Origin of the sequence: Micromonospora sp. WMMA1363, from assembly GCF_030345795.1 — a bacterium.
Classification (GTDB): domain Bacteria; phylum Actinomycetota; class Actinomycetes; order Mycobacteriales; family Micromonosporaceae; genus Micromonospora.
On the sequence record NZ_JAUALB010000001.1, the window covers coordinates 2,976,427 to 2,993,815 of the forward strand.

Below are 17,389 nucleotides of genomic sequence, written 5' to 3' on the forward strand. Positions count from 1 at the left end.
TGAAGGTTGGCTGAAAGTCACACGTCGTCGCCGTCCGCGCCCGGCACCAGCGGCAGCCGGACCCGGAATGTGGCGCCCCCGCCCGGGGTGTCGTCCACCTCGACCGTGCCATGATGGGCGGCGACCAGCGCAGCGACGATCGCCAGTCCGAGGCCGGTGCTGGTGCTGTCGCCGGCCCGGCGAGTCCGGGCCGCGTCCGCCCGGTAGAAGCGCTCGAAGACCCGCTCCGCCTGCTCCGGCGACAGCCCGGGGCCGGTGTCGGCGACCTCGACCACGGCGAGGTTCCCGGGCTCGGACCGCAGCCGCAGGGTCACCGACGCGTCCGTCGGGGTGTGCCTCAGGGCGTTCGTCATCAGGTTGCCGATCACCTGCCGCAGCCGCGCGTCGTCACCGTACACGACCAGCGGTCCGGAGCCCGACACGATCTCCAGCTCGATCCGGCGGCCCGGCGCCACCGCCCGGGCGGCCTCCACCGCGTCGGTGGCCAGCACCGGCAGCTCCACCGGGGCCAACGTGAGCGGACGCTCGCGATCCAGCCGGGCCAGCAGCAGCAGGTCCTCCACCAGCAGCCCCATCCGGGCCGCCTCGTCTTCGACCCGGCGCAGCAGGTCGGCGGTCTGCTCGGGGGCGCGCGCGGCGCCCTGCCGGTACAGCTCGGCGAAGCCCCGGATGGTTGTCAGCGGGGTCCGCAGCTCGTGCGACGCGTCCGCGACGAACTGCCGCATCCGCTCCTCGGAGCGCCGGGCCCGGGCCTCGGAGGCGCGGGCGTTCGCCGCGGCGTCCCGAGCGGTCAACTCCGCGGCCCGGGCGGCGGCCTCCGAGGCGGCTCGGGCGGTGAACGCCGCCTCGATCTGGGTCAGCATCGCGTTGAGCGTGCGGGCCAGCCGTCCCAGCTCCGAGGTGGGATGTTCCTGCCCCGCCTCCGGGTCGGGAACCCGGCGGGTAAGGTCGCCGCCGGCGATGGCGGCGGCGGTCTGTTCGATCTGCACCAGCGGCTTCAGGCTGGTCCGGACGATCGCCGCGCCGATCGACGCGAGCAGGATCAGCACCGACGTGCCGACCAGGATGTCGATCCACACCAACCGCTTCACGGCCTTGTCCACGTCGGTGAGGTGCTGCCCGATCGCCACCCACTCTCCGCCGGGCAGCTCCGTGTAGAGGACGCGCCAACGGGTGTGGCTGCTCTGCGCCGGGACAGTGTGCGGTGCACCCCCGAGCCGCGCGAACTCCTCGGTTTGCGCGGGTAGACGCGGCAGGTCGGCGGCGGTGAAACGTTGCCCGTCGAACACCGCCACCAGCTGACCGGTTCCCGCGTGTTCGAAGACCAGCAGGTAGTCCGTCGGGAAGCCCAATTTGCCGGATGGCTGCGCGCTTACCACCCCCTGGATTCCCTCCACCTGAAGATTGCGCGCAGATCCCCTCAGCTCGGCGTCGACCTGGCCGACCAGGTAGCTGCGGAGGAGGTACGCGGTCAGGGAGCTGATGACCAACAGCGCGAGGGCGACGAGGGCGAGAACCGCCACGACCAGCTTGACCCGGAGCGGGACGCCGCGCAGCCCGACCTTCGCCTGTTGGACGACGCTCACGCCGCCGGCTTGCGTAGCACGTACCCGACCCCGCGCAGGGTGTGGATCAGCCGGGGCTGGGTGGTGTCGACCTTGCGCCGAAGATACGAGATGTACGACTCGACGATGTTGTCGTCGCCCCGGAAGTCGTAGTTCCACACGTGGTCGAGGATCTGCGCCTTGGACAGCACCCGGTTGGCGTTGAGCATGAGGTAGCGCAGCAGCTTGAACTCGGTCGGCGACAGCTGCACCCGCTGACCCGCCCGGTACACCTCGTGGGTCTCCTCGTCCAGCTCCAGGTCGGCGAAGGTGAGCCGGGACGGGGCCTGCTCGCCGGTGCTGGTGCGGCGCAGCACCGCCCGGATCCGCGCGGTCAGCTCCTCCAGGCTGAACGGCTTGGTGACGTAGTCGTCGCCGCCGAGGGTGAGTCCACGGATCTTGTCGTCGGTGGCGTCCCGGGCGGTCAGGAAGACCACCGGCGTCCGGGTACCCCCCTCGCGCATCATCCGGATGACCTCGAAGCCGTCCAGGTCGGGCAGCATCACGTCGAGCACGACCAGATCGGGGCGATAGTCCTTCGCGGCGTTCAGCGCGGCGCTGCCGCTGGTGGCGGTCGTCACGTCGAAGCCCGCGAACCGCAGGCTCGCGGAGAGCAGCTCGAGGATGTTCGGATCGTCCTCGACGACGAGGAGTCGCGCCTCGGTCTGGGTAGCGGCCATGGGGTCATCATCCCCGCTCCGGCTGCACCCGGCCTGGGCGGTTACTGAAAGGACCCTGTGAGGTCACGCGGCCAGGTCGAGCTCCCGCTCCACCAGCACCGGGCGCCGGGGCAGCGGGCGCAGCCGGGCTGGACTCGACACCCGGGCCGGCACCAGGTGCACCGCCGACTCGGCGGCCCGCGCCAGTATCCGCCGGTCGGCGTCGGCCGTCGGGTGCAGGGCGCCCATGATCGTCACCGACACCTCGAGGTCGCGAGCAGCGAGCACCCGCCGTACCGACTGCCACAGGGTCTCGTCGCCGAGGAACCCCGCCGCGGTGGTGGTGGCGTCGGTGACGGCGCACCGGTAGCCGATCCGCAGTGGCACCACCGGTGCGCCCGCGTCGACCGCGGCCTGGAACATCGCCGGCCGGAAGCCACCACCCGGCCGGCAGTCCGCTGCGTCACCGCACCAGGTGGTGCCCTCCGGGAAGACGGCGACGGGCCGGCCGGAGCGCAGCACGCCGGCCAGCCGGGCCACCGTGCGGGGCAGATCCCGGGGACGCGACCGGTCCACGAAGACCGTCCCGGCGGCGCTGGCGAGCTGCCCGATCAGCGGCCAGGCCCGGACCTCGCTCTTGGCCACGATCGGGGCCGGGGACACCGCCAGCACCGCCAGGATGTCCAGCCACGACGCGTGGTTGGCGACCAGCAGGGCACGCCGCCGGGGCAGCCGGCCCCGGACGAGCAGACGCACGCCCAGCGCCCGCGCGGTGGCCCGGGCCCAGCCCCGGATCGCGACCTGCCGCTCGCGCGCCGGCAGCACCGGAAGAAGCAACGCAAGAATGGCCCCGCCGAGCAGCATCCCGAGCCCGGTCGTCGTCCGGCCCAGCCGCCTGGCGGTGGAGACCGCCGGCACCTCGTCCGGCACCGGCAGGCAGGTCGGGCCGCACCCCGAGGTCGGCCGCCAGAGGTCGTAGCCGGCGGCGATCACTGCTCCGCCCCGCCCAGGAAGTGCCGCAGGTAGCGCGGGTTCATCCGATCCAGGGAGAAGAGCATGTAGAAATCGGCGACGCCGAAGTCCGGGTCGTACGCCGGCTCGCCGCACACCCACGCGCCGAGGCGCAGGTAGCCGCGGAGCAGCGGCGGGATCAGTGCCCGGCCCGCCGCTCCGCCGACCGCGCCCGCGGCCGACACACCAGGCTCGGCGAACCAGGGCCGCAGCGGGCTGACCCGCAGCGGCGGTGGAGCCAGGTGCTTCGCCTGGGCGAGCGCCCACACCTCGGCGACGGCGCGTCCGCCGTCGGCCACCGGCACCGAGGCACAGCCGCCGAGCCAGCGGGAGCCACGCAGGTGCAGGTAGCGGGTGATCCCGGCCCACATCAGGTTGATCACCGCGCCGGAGCGGTGGTCCGGATGCACGCAGGACCGGCCGGCCTCGACCAGGTTGTCCCGCAGCGGGTCGAGGGCGGCAAGGTCGAACTCGTCCTCGGCGTACCGGCGGTCGGCGCGCCCGGGTGGCAGCAGTCGGTACGTGCCGACGACCTCGCCGGTGGTCTCCTGCCGCACGAGCAGGTGGTCGCAGTACCGGTCGAAGTCGTCGACGTCGAGGCCTGCACCGCCGGGGCGCAGGGTGGCGCCCAACTCGGTGGCGAACACCTCGTGACGCAGTCGTTGCGCGGCCGAGACCTGGGTCGGGTCATCGGCGATCAGCAGCGTGTATCCGCTGGTCGTGAGGGGTACGCCAGCGGCGGGCAGAACGGCCATGGATTCTGTGTAAGGGGCGCGGGTTGCCAAGTCACGGGGTCAGGAGTGTCAATCTGGTGAACTACGGTGGGCGTCCCGCCTCCCGGCCGTCCGTGGACGGCCGGCCCAGGTGGGGCCGCGGGCAGCCCGGAAGCCGGCGACGGGCCACCCAGCGGGATGGTCCGGCCGATACGGACGGGAAACGAGCGGTCCGGGCGGTCGACCGAACCGGGGCGGGGCGGGGGTGGGGGTGATCGGTCCGTCGGTGGCGTGGCAGGCTGCCGGAGGCGGCCGTATTCGGCGACTGCGGACCGGCGATGGGGCCGGAGCCGACGACCGGAGGTGCAGGGATGATCATCGGTTCGCGGTTCAACGGCCCACCGGGCTCGGGCAACGGCGGATGGAGCGCGGGAACGTTCGCCGTCGCGGCGGAGGGCCCACGGCACCGCCGACCCGGCGCGGCTGAGCCCACGCCGGAGCCCGCCGGCACCGCGGGGCTGATGGAGGTCACCCTACGCCGCCCTCCCCCGCTGGAGACCCCGCTGACCCGGCACGGGGTCGAGGTCCGCGACCCGGCCGGCCACCTGGTCGCCGAGGTCCGGTCGGTGCCGGAGTTCCGCTCCGTGGTGGACCCGGTCGACCTCGCCACCGCACGGGCTGCGGCGGCCGCGTACCCGGGACTGGTGGACCATCCCTTCCCTGACTGCTTCGTCTGCGGCCCGAAGCGCCTCGACGGTCTGCGGATCTTTCCCGGCCCGCTGCCCGACGGCCGGACCGCCGCGCCGTTCCGGGTGCCGGACGAGGCCGACGCGGTGACCGTCTGGGCGGCACTGGACTGTCCCGGCGGGTGGTCGGTCATCGCGCCCGGCCGGCCGTACGTCCTGGGTCGGATCGCCGCCGTGGTCGCGGCGCTGCCGGAACCGGGCGACGAGTGCGTGGTGACCGGTGCGCTGGCCGGCGCCGAGGGGCGGAAGGCCGAGGTGCACAGCAGCCTGTACTCCCCGGACGGCACCCTGCTCGCCTGGGCCCGCGCCACCTGGATCGCGGTAGCCGGCAGGGTCCCCGGTTGACCGGATTCGGCGGGTGTCCGGCCCCCTACCAACGTCGACCGAACGGGTGGTCGTTGCGGCCAGCCTCCTGCGTGAGATGGACCAAACGAGTTTGACCTGCTTGCGCTGGCCGACCACGCTGTGCACCGGCGCACCCAACGCACCCGAGGGAGAAGAATGTCTGACGGGCAGCGAAGCCCCACCGACGGCCAGATCGTGGTGTCCGGCCTGACCAAGATCTACCGCAACGTCCGCGCGGTCGACAACCTGTCGTTCACGATCGAGCCGGGCCGGGTCACCGGCTTCCTCGGCCCGAACGGCGCCGGCAAGACGACCACGCTCCGCATGCTGCTGAACCTGGTCACCCCGACCGGTGGACAGGCGACCATCGGTGGGCACCGGTACGCCGACCTGACGGACCCGCTGCGGCACGTGGGCGCGGTGCTGGAGGCGTCCAGCGCGCACAAGGGCCGCACCGGGATCAACCACCTGCGGGTGATCTGCGCGGCGGCCGGCCTGCCGGCATCGCGCGCCGAGGAGGCGCTGGCGCTGGTCGGGCTGACGCCGGCCGCAAAGCGGAAGTTCAAGGGCTACTCGCTGGGCATGAAGCAGCGCCTGGGCATCGCCGCCGCGATGCTCGGCGACCCGCGGGTGCTGATCCTGGACGAGCCGGCGAACGGGCTCGACCCGGAGGGCATCCGGTGGATGCGTGGGTTCCTCAAGAACCTGGCCGCCGAGGGGCGCACGGTCCTGGTCTCCAGCCACCTGCTGTCCGAGATGCAACTCCTCGCCGACGACGTGGTGATCATCGCCGCCGGCCGGCTGGTCCGCCAGGGACCGGTGGACCAGGTGATCGGCTCGATGGCGCAGGGTGTCCGGGTGCGGGTCCGCACCCCGCAGGCCGACGCGCTCACGACCGCGTTGAAGGGCGCCTCGGCCACGGTGGACGTCGGCGATGACGGCGACCTGCTGATCGGCGGCGTGGACGCGCCGACGGTCGGCAAGGCAGCCCTCGCCGCCGGCGTCGAGCTGCACGAACTCACCACGGAACGCCCCGACCTGGAGGGTGTCTTCCTGGAGCTGACGGCCGGAAAGGCAGGCATCCGATGAACCTCGTCCGAGCCGAACTACTCAAGGTCCGCAGCACCAGCATCTGGTGGATCCTGACCCTGACCTATCTGCCGCTCTGGGGCTTGGCCCTGTTCTTCAACTATCTCCAGACCGACGGGCTGGCCAACGGCGACTTCGGCGAGGCGCCAGAGAATCAGGCCGACGTGGTGGCGGCAGCCTCCCAGCCGGACAACCTGGCCGCGAACCTCTACACCAACGGGCAGTTCTTCGGCCTGCTGATGGTGATGCTGCTCGGCATCCTCGTGGTGACCAACGAGTTCTTCCACCAGACCGTCACCACCACGTTCCTCACCACCCCGCACCGGAGCGCCGTCATGCTGGCCAAGCTGGCCGCCACGGCCCTGCTGGGGCTGGTCTTCTGGCTGCTCACGACCAGCGCGAACCTGCTGGCCGGCTCGGCGGTGCTGGAGGCTGTCGGGGTGGGCGCGCGGTACGGCGGCGCCGTCTGGGAGGCTGTCGGGCTCAACGCGCTGGCGTACCTGCTCTGGGCGATCCTCGGCGTCGGCATCGGTGTGCTGATCCGCAGCCAGGTCGGCGCCACCGTCACCGGCATCCTGCTCTACCTGGGCGGCACGATCGGGGCGGTCATCGTCATCAGCACGCTGGCCGCCAGCTTCGGCGACTGGATCAACAACGTTCAGCTCCTGGTTCCGTCCCTCGCCTCCAGCCTGATGGTCACCGGGGGCGACTTCCCGGGCAATCCGCCGCGGTGGGCGGGCGCCGCGGTGCTGGTCGGCTACGCGGTGGTGGCCGGCGTGGTCGGCACGCTGACGCTGCGCCGACGGGACATCTCCTGACCCGCGGCGGGGGTGGCGACGCGCCGCCCCCGCCGCGGTGGCCGCAGCCCCGCCGAACCGGGCGGGGATGACACCCGGCGTTTACCAGCAGTTGACCGAACACGCAGGGTTTACTGAACTTCTGGCATCTTCTGTGAAACGGACCACCCGGTGGAGCCGGAAATGCCGGTAGGTCCCGTACGGCGTAGCCTTGGATCCGACTCGCGCCCGCAGGAACAGGCGCACCGCGTGACACTCAGACCCGCGTGAAAGAGGCGATTACCGGCCGTGTCGACCCAGCAGACTTCGCAGGAGAACCCACTGGCGGGTTTCGGCCCGAACGAGTGGATCGTCGAGGAGATGTACCAGCGGTACCTCACCGACCCCACCAGTGTCGACCCGGCCTGGCACGACTTCTTCGCCGACTACCGGCCCGGGCCGGTAGTCGCCGGTGCGCCCACCGCCGAACCGGCCGCACCGAAGCCCGCCGCACCCGAGGAGGCCGGTCGACCGGGGGCCGCCGCCGCGAAGCCACCGGAGCGGACGGCCGAGGTAAAGCCGGCCCCGGCAAAGGCCCCCGCGGCCAAGGCCCCCGCGAAGCCCGCGCCCGCCACGGCCCCGGCAAAGCCCGCGCCCGCCACGGCCCCGGCAAAGCCGGCGCCCGCCACGGCCCCCGCGAAGCCGGCCGCCGCGCCGACCATGGCCGGCCCGCAGACCACGCCGCTGCGCGGCGTCGCCGCCAAGATCGTTCAGAACATGGACGCGTCACTCAGCGTGCCGACGGCGACCAGCGTACGCGCCGTCCCGGCGAAACTGCTGGTGGACAACCGCATCGTGATCAACAATCACCTCGCCCGCGGACGGGGCGGCAAGGTCAGCTTCACCCACCTGATCGGGTACGCGCTGGTCCGGGCGCTGGTCGCGCACCCGGAGATGAACAACTCGTACGCCGAGGTCGACGGCAAGCCGGCGCTGATCCGCCCGGAGCACGTCAACCTGGGCATCGCGATCGACCTGACCAAGCCGGACGGCAGCCGCAACCTGGTGGTTCCGTCCATCAAGGCCTGCGAGCAGATGGACTTCCGACAGTTCTGGCAGGCATACGAGGACGTGGTCCGGCGGGCTCGGCGCAACGAGCTGACCATGGACGACTACGTCGGCACCACCATCTCGCTGACCAACCCGGGCGGCATCGGTACCGTGCACTCGATGCCCCGGCTGATGACCGGCCAGAGCGCGATCGTCGGCGTCGGCGCGATGGAGTACCCGGCGCCGTACCAGGGCATGAGCGAGGCCACCCTGGCCGAGCTGGCGGTCAGCAAGGTCATCACCCTGACCAGCACCTACGACCACCGGATCATCCAGGGCGCGCAGTCCGGCGAGTTCCTGAAGGTGATGCACGAGCTGCTGCTCGGCGAGCACGGCTTCTACGACCAGATCTTCACCTCGCTGCGCATCCCGTACGAGCCGGTGCGGTGGATGCGGGACGTGGCCATCAACAACGAGGGCCAGATCAACAAGACGGCCCGGGTGCACGAGCTGATCCACGCGTACCGGGTGCGCGGTCACCTGATGGCCGACACCGATCCGCTGGAGTTCAAGATCCGCAAACACCCCGATCTGGACGTGCTCCAGCACGGGCTGACGCTGTGGGACCTGGACCGCGAGTTCCCGGTGAACGGTTTCGCCGGCAAGCAGCGGATGAAGCTACGCGAGATCCTCGGCGTGCTGCGCGACTCGTACTGTCGCCGGGTCGGCATCGAGTACATGCACATCCAGGACCCGGAGGAGCGGCGCTGGATCCAGGAGCGGATCGAACGCAAGTACGAGAAGCCCTCGGTCGACGAGCAGAAGCACGTGCTCAACCGGCTCAACGCGGCCGAGGCGTTCGAGACCTTCCTGCAGACCAAGTACGTCGGGCAGAAGCGCTTCTCGCTGGAGGGCGGCGAGTCGCTGATCCCGCTGCTGGGTGAGGTGCTGGAGTCCTCAGCCGAGGGCGGGCTGGACGAGGTCGTCATCGGCATGGCCCACCGCGGCCGGCTCAACGTGCTGGCCAACATCGTGGGCAAGCCGTACGAGAAGATCTTCTCCGAGTTCGAGGGCCACCTGGACCCGCGTTCCACCCAGGGATCCGGCGACGTGAAGTACCACCTCGGCCAGAACGGCAAGTTCACCACCCCGGACGGCGCGCACGCGGTCAAGGTCTCGGTGGTGGCGAACCCGTCGCACCTGGAGGCCGTCGACCCGGTGCTGGAGGGCATCGTCCGGGCCAAGCAGGACCGGATCGACCTGAAGCTGGAGGGCTACACCGTGCTGCCGCTGGCGGTGCACGGTGACGCCGCCTTCGCCGGCCAGGGCGTGGTCGCCGAGACGCTCAACCTGTCCCAACTGCGCGGCTACCGCACCGGCGGCACCGTGCACGTGGTGGTCAACAACCAGGTCGGTTTCACCACCGCCCCGGAGTACAGCCGGTCCAGCCTCTACAGCACCGATGTCGCCCGGATGATCCAGGCGCCGATCTTCCACGTCAACGGCGACGACCCGGAGGCCGTGGTCCGGGTGGCCCGGCTGGCCTTCGAGTACCGGCAGGCGTTCAACAAGGACGTCGTCATCGACATGGTCTGCTACCGGCGACGCGGGCACAACGAGGGCGACGACCCGTCGATGTCCAACCCCCAGATGTACAAGATCATCGACTCGAAACGGTCGGTCCGCAAGCTCTACACCGAAGAGCTGATCGGACGCGGTGACATCACCGTGGAGGACGCGGAGGAGCTGCTGCGCGACTACCAAGCGCAGCTGGAGCGGGTCTTCAAGGCCACCCGCGACGCCGCCACCACGCCCCGCCGGCTCAGCCGCCCCAAGCGGGAGGCCGAGCCGGAGCCGCAGGTGGACACCGCCACCGACGTCTCCGTCATCCGGGCCATCGGGGACGCGCACGTCAACCTGCCGGAGGGCTTCACCCCACACAAGCGGATCCAGCAGCTGCTCGACCGGCGGGCCAAGATGTCCGTCGAGGGCAACATCGACTGGGGCTTCGGCGAGGTCATCGCTTTCGGTTCGCTGCTGCACGACGGGGTGACCGTCCGGCTCGCCGGTCAGGACTCGCGCCGCGGCACCTTCGTGCAGCGGCACGCCTCGGTCGTCGCGGAGACCGGCGACGACTACCTGCCACTGAAGTCGCTCACCGTCGGCGGCGACCGGTCCCGGTTCTTCGTGCACGACTCGCTGTTGTCCGAGTACGCGGCGATGGGCTTCGAGTACGGCTACTCGGTGGAGAACATCGACGCGCTGGTCTGCTGGGAGGCCCAGTTCGGTGACTTCGTCAACGGCGCCCAGTTGGTGATCGACGAGTTCATCTCCTCCGGTGAGGTGAAGTGGGGCCAGCGCTCCGCGGTGACCCTGCTGCTGCCGCACGGCCACGAGGGCCAGGGCCCGGACCACACCTCCGGCCGCCCGGAGCGGTTCCTCCAGCTGTGCGCCGAGGACAACATGCGGGTGGCCATCCCGACCACCCCGGCGAGCTACTTCCACCTGCTGCGCCGCCAGGCCCTGTCGCCGAAGCGGAAGCCGCTGGTGGTGTTCACGCCGAAGTCGCTGCTGCGCCACCGACTCTGCATCTCGAAGGTCGAGGACTTCACCACCGGTACGTTCCAACCGGTGCTGCCCGACGGTGGCGCCCCGGCACCGGAGCAGGTGAAGCGGGTGCTGCTCTGCTCAGGCAAGGTCTACTACGACCTGTTCCAGGCCCGGCAGGAGCGCGGCGTCACCGACACCGCGATCGTCCGGGTCGAGCAGTTGTACCCGATCCCGGTCGAGGAGATCCGGGCCGCCCTCGCGGCGTACCCGAACGCGGAGGACTTCGCCTGGGTGCAGGAGGAACCGGCCAACCAGGGCGCCTGGTCGTTCGTCGCGCTGAACATGCTGGAGCACCTCGACGGGGTCCGGCTGCGTCGCATCTCCCGCCCGGCGGCCGCCGCCCCGGCGGTCGGCTCGGCCAAGATGCACGACGTCGAGCAGAGCGCGCTGATCGAGGCGGCCCTCCCCCGCCCGTAACGGACGGCAAACGGGGCGGGGACCGCGGTCCCCGCCCCGTTGCGCGCCGCTGACAGACGAGGAACGCACATGTACTTCACCGACCGTGGGATCGAGGAACTGGTCGAACGCCGCGGCGACGAGCAGGTCAGCATCGAGTGGCTCGCCGAGCGCCTCCGCGACTTCGTCGACCTGAACCCCGAGTTCGAGGCCCCCGTCGAACGTTTCGCCACCTACCTGGCCCGCCTCGACGACGAGGACGACGAGTAGCCCGCCCGGGTGCGGGCGGGTCGGGTCGGAGGACCCGGGCGGGGGGCTGCGTGATCTCCTAGGGTGGATGGCGTGGCACGGAGTGTGTACCTGACCAGTGTGTCCTCCGGCGGGGGCAAGTCGACCGTCGCCCTCGGCCTGGCAGAGCTGCTGTCGCGGCAGGTCGGGCGGATCGGAGTGTTCCGGCCGCTGGTCGCCGGCACCGCGCCGGATCCCATCCTCGCCCTGCTCGTCGACCGCTACCGGATCGAGCTGCCACTCGACGAGCTGGCCGGCACCACCTACGCCGAGGCCACCGCCCTGGTCGCCGACGGGCGGCGGGAGCAGCTGATCTCGGAGATCGTCGAGCGGTACCGGGAGGTCGAACGGCACTGCCCGGCGATGGTCGTGGTGGGCAGCGACTTCGCCGACGGCGGCGACGGCGCCGGCCCCCGCGAGCTGGCCTTCAACGCCCGGCTGGCCACCGAGTTCGGCAGCGTCGTGGTCCCCGTCGTCGACGGGTACGGGCAGGAGCCGGCGGCGATCGCGGCGGCGACACGCGGGGTGTACCACGATCTGGCGGACCTGCGGGCCACGGTGCTGGCGGTGGTCGCCAACCGGGTGCCCGGACCAATGTCGCTGCCCGATCTGCCGGTGCCGGCGTACGTCATCCCGGAGGTACCGACCGTGTCGGCACCGACGGTGGCCGAGGTGGCGGCGGCGCTCGGCGCCACCCTGCTCGCCGGCGACGACACCGCGCTCAGCCGGGACGTGCTCGATTACGTTGTCGGCGCGGCCCACGTCCCAACCCTGCTGGACCACCTCGCCGAGGGAGCGCTGGTGATCACGCCGGGCGATCGGGCGGACCTCCTGGTGGCCGCCAGCGCCGCACACGTCGCCGGTCAGGTTTCGGTGGCCGGGCTGGTACTCACTCTCGGCGAGCGGCCCGACCCGCGGGTGATGCGGCTGGTGCAGAGGCTGAATACCGGCCTCGCCGTGCTCTCCGTGCCCAGCGACAGCTACGACACGGTCGCCGCGTCCAGCCGCATCGAGGGCCGGCCCAGCGCGGGCAACCCGCGCAAGGTGGAGGCCGCGCTCGGCGCCTTCGAGCGCTGCGTGGACACCGACGACCTGGCCCGCCGGCTGCGGGTCAGCCGCTCCGAGCGGGTCACCCCGCTGATGTTCGAGTATGACCTGATCGACCGGGCCCGCGCGCAGCGCCGGCACCTGGTGCTGCCGGAGGGCGGTGAGGAGCGGGTCCTGCGGGCGGCGGAGATCCTGCTGCGCCGGGGCGTCGCCGATCTGACCCTGCTCGGCAGGCCTGACGACATCGCCCGCCGCGTTCGCGAGCTGGGCGTCGACATTGCCGGCGCGCGGGTGGTGGACCCGGTCACCAGCGAGTGGCGCGACGAGTTCGCCGCCACGTACGCGAGGCTGCGCGCCCACCGGGGCGTCACGCTGGATCTGGCCCACGACATCGTGGCGCAGCCGAACTACTTCGGCACCATGATGGTGCAGACCGGGCACGCGCACGGCATGGTCTCCGGTGCCACCCACACCACGGCTGCCACCATCCGTCCAGCCTTCGAGATCATCCGGACCGTACCGGCGGTCTCCATCGCCTCCAGTGTCTTCTTCATGCTGCTCGCCGACCGGGTGCTGGTATACGGCGACTGTGCGGTCAACCGCGACCCGGACGCCGCCCAGCTCGCCGACATCGCGATCTCGTCGGCCGACACCGCCGCCCGGTTCGGCATCGAGCCACGGGTCGCCATGCTGTCGTACTCCACCGGCAGATCCGGCGCCGGCGCGGATGTGGAGAAGGTCGCGGGGGCCACCCGGCTGGTCCGGGAGCACCGGCCCGAGCTGCTGGTCGAGGGTCCGATCCAGTATGACGCCGCGATCGACCCGGCGGTGGCGGCGACGAAGCTGCCCGGCAGCGCGGTCGCCGGCCGGGCCACGGTTTTCATCTTCCCCGACCTCAACACCGGCAACAACACGTACAAGGCGGTGCAGCGCTCGGCCGGGGCGGTGGCGGTCGGGCCGGTCATGCAGGGCCTGCGCCGGCCGGTGAACGACCTCTCCCGGGGTGCCACCGTCCCGGACATCGTCAACACGGTCGCGATTACCGCGATCCAGGCCGGGGAGTCTTCATGAGCGAGCGTCAGCGAGCGGATCATCGACTCGGCGCCTCGGTGCCTCGTGCCGGCACGCAGCGAAACGCAGTGCCGGCATGAGCCGGGTACTGGTCCTCAACTGTGGGTCGTCGTCGGTGAAGTGGCGGCTCTACGACGGCGACGAGGTACGCGGGAAGGGTACCGTCGAACGGATCGGCGAGCCTGACGGCGGCCCGGCCGACCACCGGACGGCGGTAAGGCGGATCCTCGACGGGATCGACCTGACCGGGCTCGTCGCCGTCGGGCACCGGGTGGTACACGGCGGGCGGCGTTTCGGCGAGCCGGTCCTGATCGACGACGAGGTGCTCGCCGCCGTCCGGGAACTGGTGCCGCTGGCGCCACTGCACAACCCCGCCAACCTGGCCGGCATCGAGGTCGCCCGGGCGGCGCTGCCGGCCGTGCCGCAGGTCGCCGTCTTCGACACCGCCTTCCACACCACGCTGCCCGAGTCCGCCGCCACGTACGCGATCGACCGGGATACCGCCGCGCGGTACGGCATCCGGCGCTACGGCTTCCACGGCACGTCACACGCGTACGTCTCCCGGCGCACCGCGGAGCTGCTGGGCCGCCGGTACGAGGACATCAACACCATCACCCTGCACCTGGGTAACGGGGCCAGCGCCGCCGCCGTCGCCGGCGGGCGGAGCGTGGCCACCTCGATGGGTATGTCCCCGCTGGAAGGCCTGGTGATGGGCACCCGCAGCGGCGACCTGGACCCGACGGTGATCTTCCACCTGCGGCGGGAGGGCGACCTGGGCGTCGATGAGATCGACGACCTGCTGAACCACCGCAGCGGCCTGCTCGGGCTGACCGGCGCCAACGACATGCGAGAGGTGCTGTCGCGCCGGGCCGACGGGGACGGGGCCGCGGCCCTCGCCTTCGATGTGTACTGCCGGCGGATCACCAGCTACGTCGGGGCCTACTACGCGCTGCTCGGCCGGGTGGACGCGGTCACCTTCACCGCGGGCGTCGGCGAGCATGCCGCCCCGGTGCGCGCGACCGCGCTGGCCGGGCTGGAACGGCTGGGCATCGCGGTCGCCCCCGACCGCAACGCCGGCAGCGGCGACCGCGTCATCTCCCCGGACGGCGCCGAGGTGACGGTCTGCGTGATCGGCACCGACGAGGAGCGGGAGATCGCCCGCGCCGCCCGCGAGGTGGCGGGCGCGGGCTGACGCCCCGCAGGCTCAGCTGAGGGCCAGCCAGGCGGCCAGGGCGACCAGCACGACCGCGACCACGGCGGCGCCGACGAGCCGGGGCGTCCGGTTGACGGCGGTCGGCGCAGCCGGCTCGGGCGTGTTCGCGAAGGCGCGGAACGCCTCGGTGTTGCCGCTCGGGTCGGAGTAGTTCCCAGACATGCTGCCGACCCTAGCGAAGGCCCCTCGACGTGCGCGGTTGCCGGTTGGCGCGGCGCCCCCAAGTCGAGCCGGCCGGTGGAGGTGATCCAGCCGGGTGGCGCGCGCTTCCGGACGGAAGGCGGGGTCGGCCGGGAGCCCGGACACCTGCGGTGGATCCGACCGCTGGGCGCGGGCGAGGCACAATCGAGCCATGTCGCGTCGCCTCACCCCGGCCCTCCTCGCCGGTGCCCTGGTCGCGGCCGGTCTGACCGGGTGCTCTGCGGACGTCCGTGGGCGCGCCGCCGCCCCGACCGCCCCACCCGCCGCCAGCGCCCCGGCCGGGTCGCCGACCGCTGGCGCGGCGGCGTTCGCCGGCAGCGCGCCCGGGCGGAGCTTCGCGGTGGGCGTACGCCACCTCGACCTGACCCGCGACGGCACCCGGAAGCTGCCGGTGAGCGTCTGGTATCCGGCGGCTGGGGAGGCGGGCGGCCAGCCACGACGGGCAGGGGAAGCGGCGGCGGGCCGCTTCCCCGTGGTCATGTTCAGCCACGGCCTCGGCGGGCGGCCGGCGGACTACGCGCCGCTGCTGACCCGCTGGGCGGCCGCCGGGTTCGTGGTGGCCGCCCCGACCTTTCCGCACACGGCGCGGGGCGGTGACGGCAACGTGCTCGACGTGCTCAACCAGCCCGCGGACGTGTCGTACGCCCTCACGCAGGTGCTCGCCCTCGACCGCCGGGCCGACGATCCGCTACACGATCGGCTGGCCACCGACCGGGTGGCGGCGGCCGGCCACTCCGCGGGCGGGGTGACCACGATCGGTCTGTTCACCACCGGCCGGGACGAGCGACTCGACGCGGGGGTGGTGTTCGCGGGCACCGCCCTGGGCGTGGGCACGGCGTTCGCCGGCGCCGCCGCTCCCCAGCTGTTCGTGCACGGCGAGGCGGACGAGGTGGTCGATCATGCCGCCGGCAAGGCCGTGTACGACCAGGTGCCCTGGCCGAAGGCGATGCTCAGCTTCCCGCGGGGCGACCACGGGCGGGGCCTGCTCGGCGACGGCGTGTCGCTGAGGGTGGTCTCCGACACCACGATCGAGTTCCTGCGCTGGACGTTGTACGGCGACGAGGCCGCGAAGCGGCGTATTCCCGCCAGCGCAGATGGCGGCGACGTCGCCGTCCTCGACAACCGTTTGTGAGGGTCCCGCTGGTCGTCGGATGGTGTGCGAGGTCCGATGGTGTGAGGGGGGGCCTTCCGCACGCTTAGTACTGCAACGGCGGGTCGTGACTTATGGCGGTTTGAGTCGTTTGCGGTAGTGGGCGGCTCGGGCTTGTTCCTGGCGGCGACGGCGGAAGTCGGACCAGCGCAGGATGTGGTCGGCTCGACGGCGGGTGGTCAGGACGAGGTGGGCGAACAGGCGGCGGATTTCGTTGCTGCTCAGCGGGATCTGGCTGCGCTCGTTTGCGGTGGTGCCCCCTTTGCGGCTTCGAGGGCGCGGGTGACGACGAGGAACGCGGCGGCGGCCATCGCGAGGGTGATGTGGGCGTACCAGGCGTCGTAGCGGCGGACCTGGTACTGGTCCAGGCCGACCTCGTTCTTCGCGGTCTGGAACGATTCCTCCACCGACCAACGGCTACCGGCGACCCGCACCAGGTCGCGTAGTCGGGTGCCGCGGGGGCCGAAGCAGACGTAGTAGGCGATGTCGCCGGGATCCGTGATCGAGCGTCGGGCCAGGACCCAGCCGCGGCGGCCGTGGGCAAAGGTGCGGCGGATCGGCAGCCGAGCCCAGTCGTAGCGGCGCGGCCCGTGCGCGCCGTCACCACACGACAGTCGTTGCCACGCGCCCGCACGCACCCTGCCGATCAGCTCGTCGACACCGGTGGTGGTGTGCAGCCCGGAGGGCACCCGATCGTCGCGTCGGGTGGCCATCACGTACGCGATGTCCCGATCCTCCAACCAGCCCCGCAGGCCAGGGTTCTGCCCGTAGGCCTCATCGGCCGTGAACCACGAAAACGGCACCCCCGCGGTGACCGCCCGCTCCAGCATGGCCTGCGCCTGCTGCGGCTTGGTCGCGAACCCGACGGCGTCCGGGATCGCCGAGCGCCGGCACCGGTCCCGATCACCGGTCCACGACTTGGGCAGGTACAACTCCCGATCGATCAACGCCCGACCCCGCGGCGTGGCGTAGCACAGGAACGTGCCGATCTGGCAGTTCTCGGTCTTGCCCGCCGTACCCGAATACTGCCGTTGGACCCCCGCCGACGCACGGCCCTTCTTGACGAACCCCGTCTCGTCAGCGATGAGCACCCCGGCCGCATCGCCGATCTGGTCCACCACGTAATCGCGCACGTCATCGCGGACCGCGTCCCGATCCCACGCCGCGCTGCACAACATGCCCTGCAACCCGTCCGGCGACACATGCCCAGCCTGCTCCGCGAGGGTCCAGCCGTTACGCCGCTCCAACGGTGCCAGTAGCCCCCGCACATACGCCCATGCCCGCCGCCGCGGCTCCACCCGCTCAAACCGATGCGCGAACCGGAAGAACAACTCCTCCAACCCGGCATCCCACGACCCGACCACCCGCGCATCCACCACAACCAACCAACGAATGATCAGCACCCGAAGCCACGACCCGC

General features: G+C 71.8%; 14 protein-coding genes. 8 read left to right on the forward strand and 6 right to left on the reverse strand.

Going from position 1 to position 17,389, the window contains the following annotated elements:
- Window positions 1-17: 17 nt before the first annotated feature.
- From QTQ03_RS13650 to QTQ03_RS13665, 4 genes are all read right to left on the reverse strand, one after another.
- On the reverse strand, window positions 18-1,586 hold the full coding sequence (locus QTQ03_RS13650) for a sensor histidine kinase (RefSeq protein ID WP_289278353.1): 1,569 nt from the start codon (window positions 1,584-1,586) through the stop codon (window positions 18-20).
- Window positions 1,583-2,284: a response regulator transcription factor gene (locus tag QTQ03_RS13655; protein ID WP_289278354.1), complete on the reverse strand. Its 702-nt coding sequence runs from the start codon at window positions 2,282-2,284 to the stop codon at window positions 1,583-1,585. Before QTQ03_RS13655 ends, QTQ03_RS13650 begins: the two co-directional genes overlap by 4 nt.
- 63 nt (window positions 2,285-2,347) lie before the next feature.
- Window positions 2,348-3,256, reverse strand: a complete 909-nt coding sequence (locus QTQ03_RS13660) for a lysophospholipid acyltransferase family protein (protein WP_289278355.1) — start codon at window positions 3,254-3,256, stop codon at window positions 2,348-2,350.
- Complete coding sequence (locus QTQ03_RS13665; protein ID WP_289278356.1) at window positions 3,253-4,029, reverse strand: GNAT family N-acetyltransferase; 777 nt, start codon at window positions 4,027-4,029, stop codon at window positions 3,253-3,255. The genes QTQ03_RS13660 and QTQ03_RS13665 overlap by 4 nt, the downstream gene beginning before the upstream one ends.
- Before the next feature lie 329 nt (window positions 4,030-4,358).
- Between QTQ03_RS13665 and QTQ03_RS13670 the strand changes: the two genes are divergently transcribed.
- From QTQ03_RS13670 to QTQ03_RS13700, 7 genes are all read left to right on the forward strand, one after another.
- On the forward strand, window positions 4,359-5,078 hold the full coding sequence (locus QTQ03_RS13670; protein WP_289278357.1) for a hypothetical protein: 720 nt from the start codon (window positions 4,359-4,361) through the stop codon (window positions 5,076-5,078).
- Between the two features lie 156 nt (window positions 5,079-5,234).
- Window positions 5,235-6,167: an ABC transporter ATP-binding protein gene (locus QTQ03_RS13675; protein WP_289278358.1), complete on the forward strand. Its 933-nt coding sequence runs from the start codon at window positions 5,235-5,237 to the stop codon at window positions 6,165-6,167.
- Window positions 6,164-6,985, forward strand: coding sequence for a DUF2705 family protein (locus tag QTQ03_RS13680; RefSeq protein ID WP_289278359.1), 822 nt, complete (start codon window positions 6,164-6,166; stop codon window positions 6,983-6,985). The genes QTQ03_RS13675 and QTQ03_RS13680 overlap by 4 nt, the downstream gene beginning before the upstream one ends.
- A 267-nt stretch (window positions 6,986-7,252) precedes the next feature.
- Complete coding sequence (locus tag QTQ03_RS13685; RefSeq protein WP_289278360.1) at window positions 7,253-11,020, forward strand: multifunctional oxoglutarate decarboxylase/oxoglutarate dehydrogenase thiamine pyrophosphate-binding subunit/dihydrolipoyllysine-residue succinyltransferase subunit; 3,768 nt, start codon at window positions 7,253-7,255, stop codon at window positions 11,018-11,020.
- 69 nt (window positions 11,021-11,089) lie between these two features.
- Window positions 11,090-11,269: a DUF6104 family protein gene (locus tag QTQ03_RS13690; protein WP_289278361.1), complete on the forward strand. Its 180-nt coding sequence runs from the start codon at window positions 11,090-11,092 to the stop codon at window positions 11,267-11,269.
- Window positions 11,270-11,332: 63 nt separating this feature from the next.
- A complete protein-coding gene (pta, locus tag QTQ03_RS13695; protein WP_289278362.1) occupies window positions 11,333-13,405 on the forward strand; it encodes a phosphate acetyltransferase in 2,073 nt (690 codons plus the stop codon).
- A gap of 76 nt (window positions 13,406-13,481) precedes the next feature.
- Entirely contained in the window at window positions 13,482-14,597 is a 1,116-nt protein-coding gene (locus QTQ03_RS13700) for an acetate kinase (protein ID WP_289278363.1), read from the forward strand.
- A gap of 12 nt (window positions 14,598-14,609) precedes the next feature.
- On the opposite strand, the gene QTQ03_RS13705 is transcribed toward QTQ03_RS13700, so the two are convergent.
- Complete coding sequence (locus QTQ03_RS13705) at window positions 14,610-14,780, reverse strand: hypothetical protein (protein ID WP_289278364.1); 171 nt, start codon at window positions 14,778-14,780, stop codon at window positions 14,610-14,612.
- 190 nt (window positions 14,781-14,970) lie between these two features.
- Between QTQ03_RS13705 and QTQ03_RS13710 the strand changes: the two genes are divergently transcribed.
- Window positions 14,971-15,951, forward strand: coding sequence for an alpha/beta hydrolase family protein (locus tag QTQ03_RS13710; protein WP_289278365.1), 981 nt, complete (start codon window positions 14,971-14,973; stop codon window positions 15,949-15,951).
- Between the two features lie 239 nt (window positions 15,952-16,190).
- On the opposite strand, the gene QTQ03_RS13715 is transcribed toward QTQ03_RS13710, so the two are convergent.
- On the reverse strand, window positions 16,191-17,333 hold the full coding sequence (locus QTQ03_RS13715; protein ID WP_289279559.1) for an IS701 family transposase: 1,143 nt from the start codon (window positions 17,331-17,333) through the stop codon (window positions 16,191-16,193).
- Window positions 17,334-17,389: the final 56 nt, after the last annotated feature.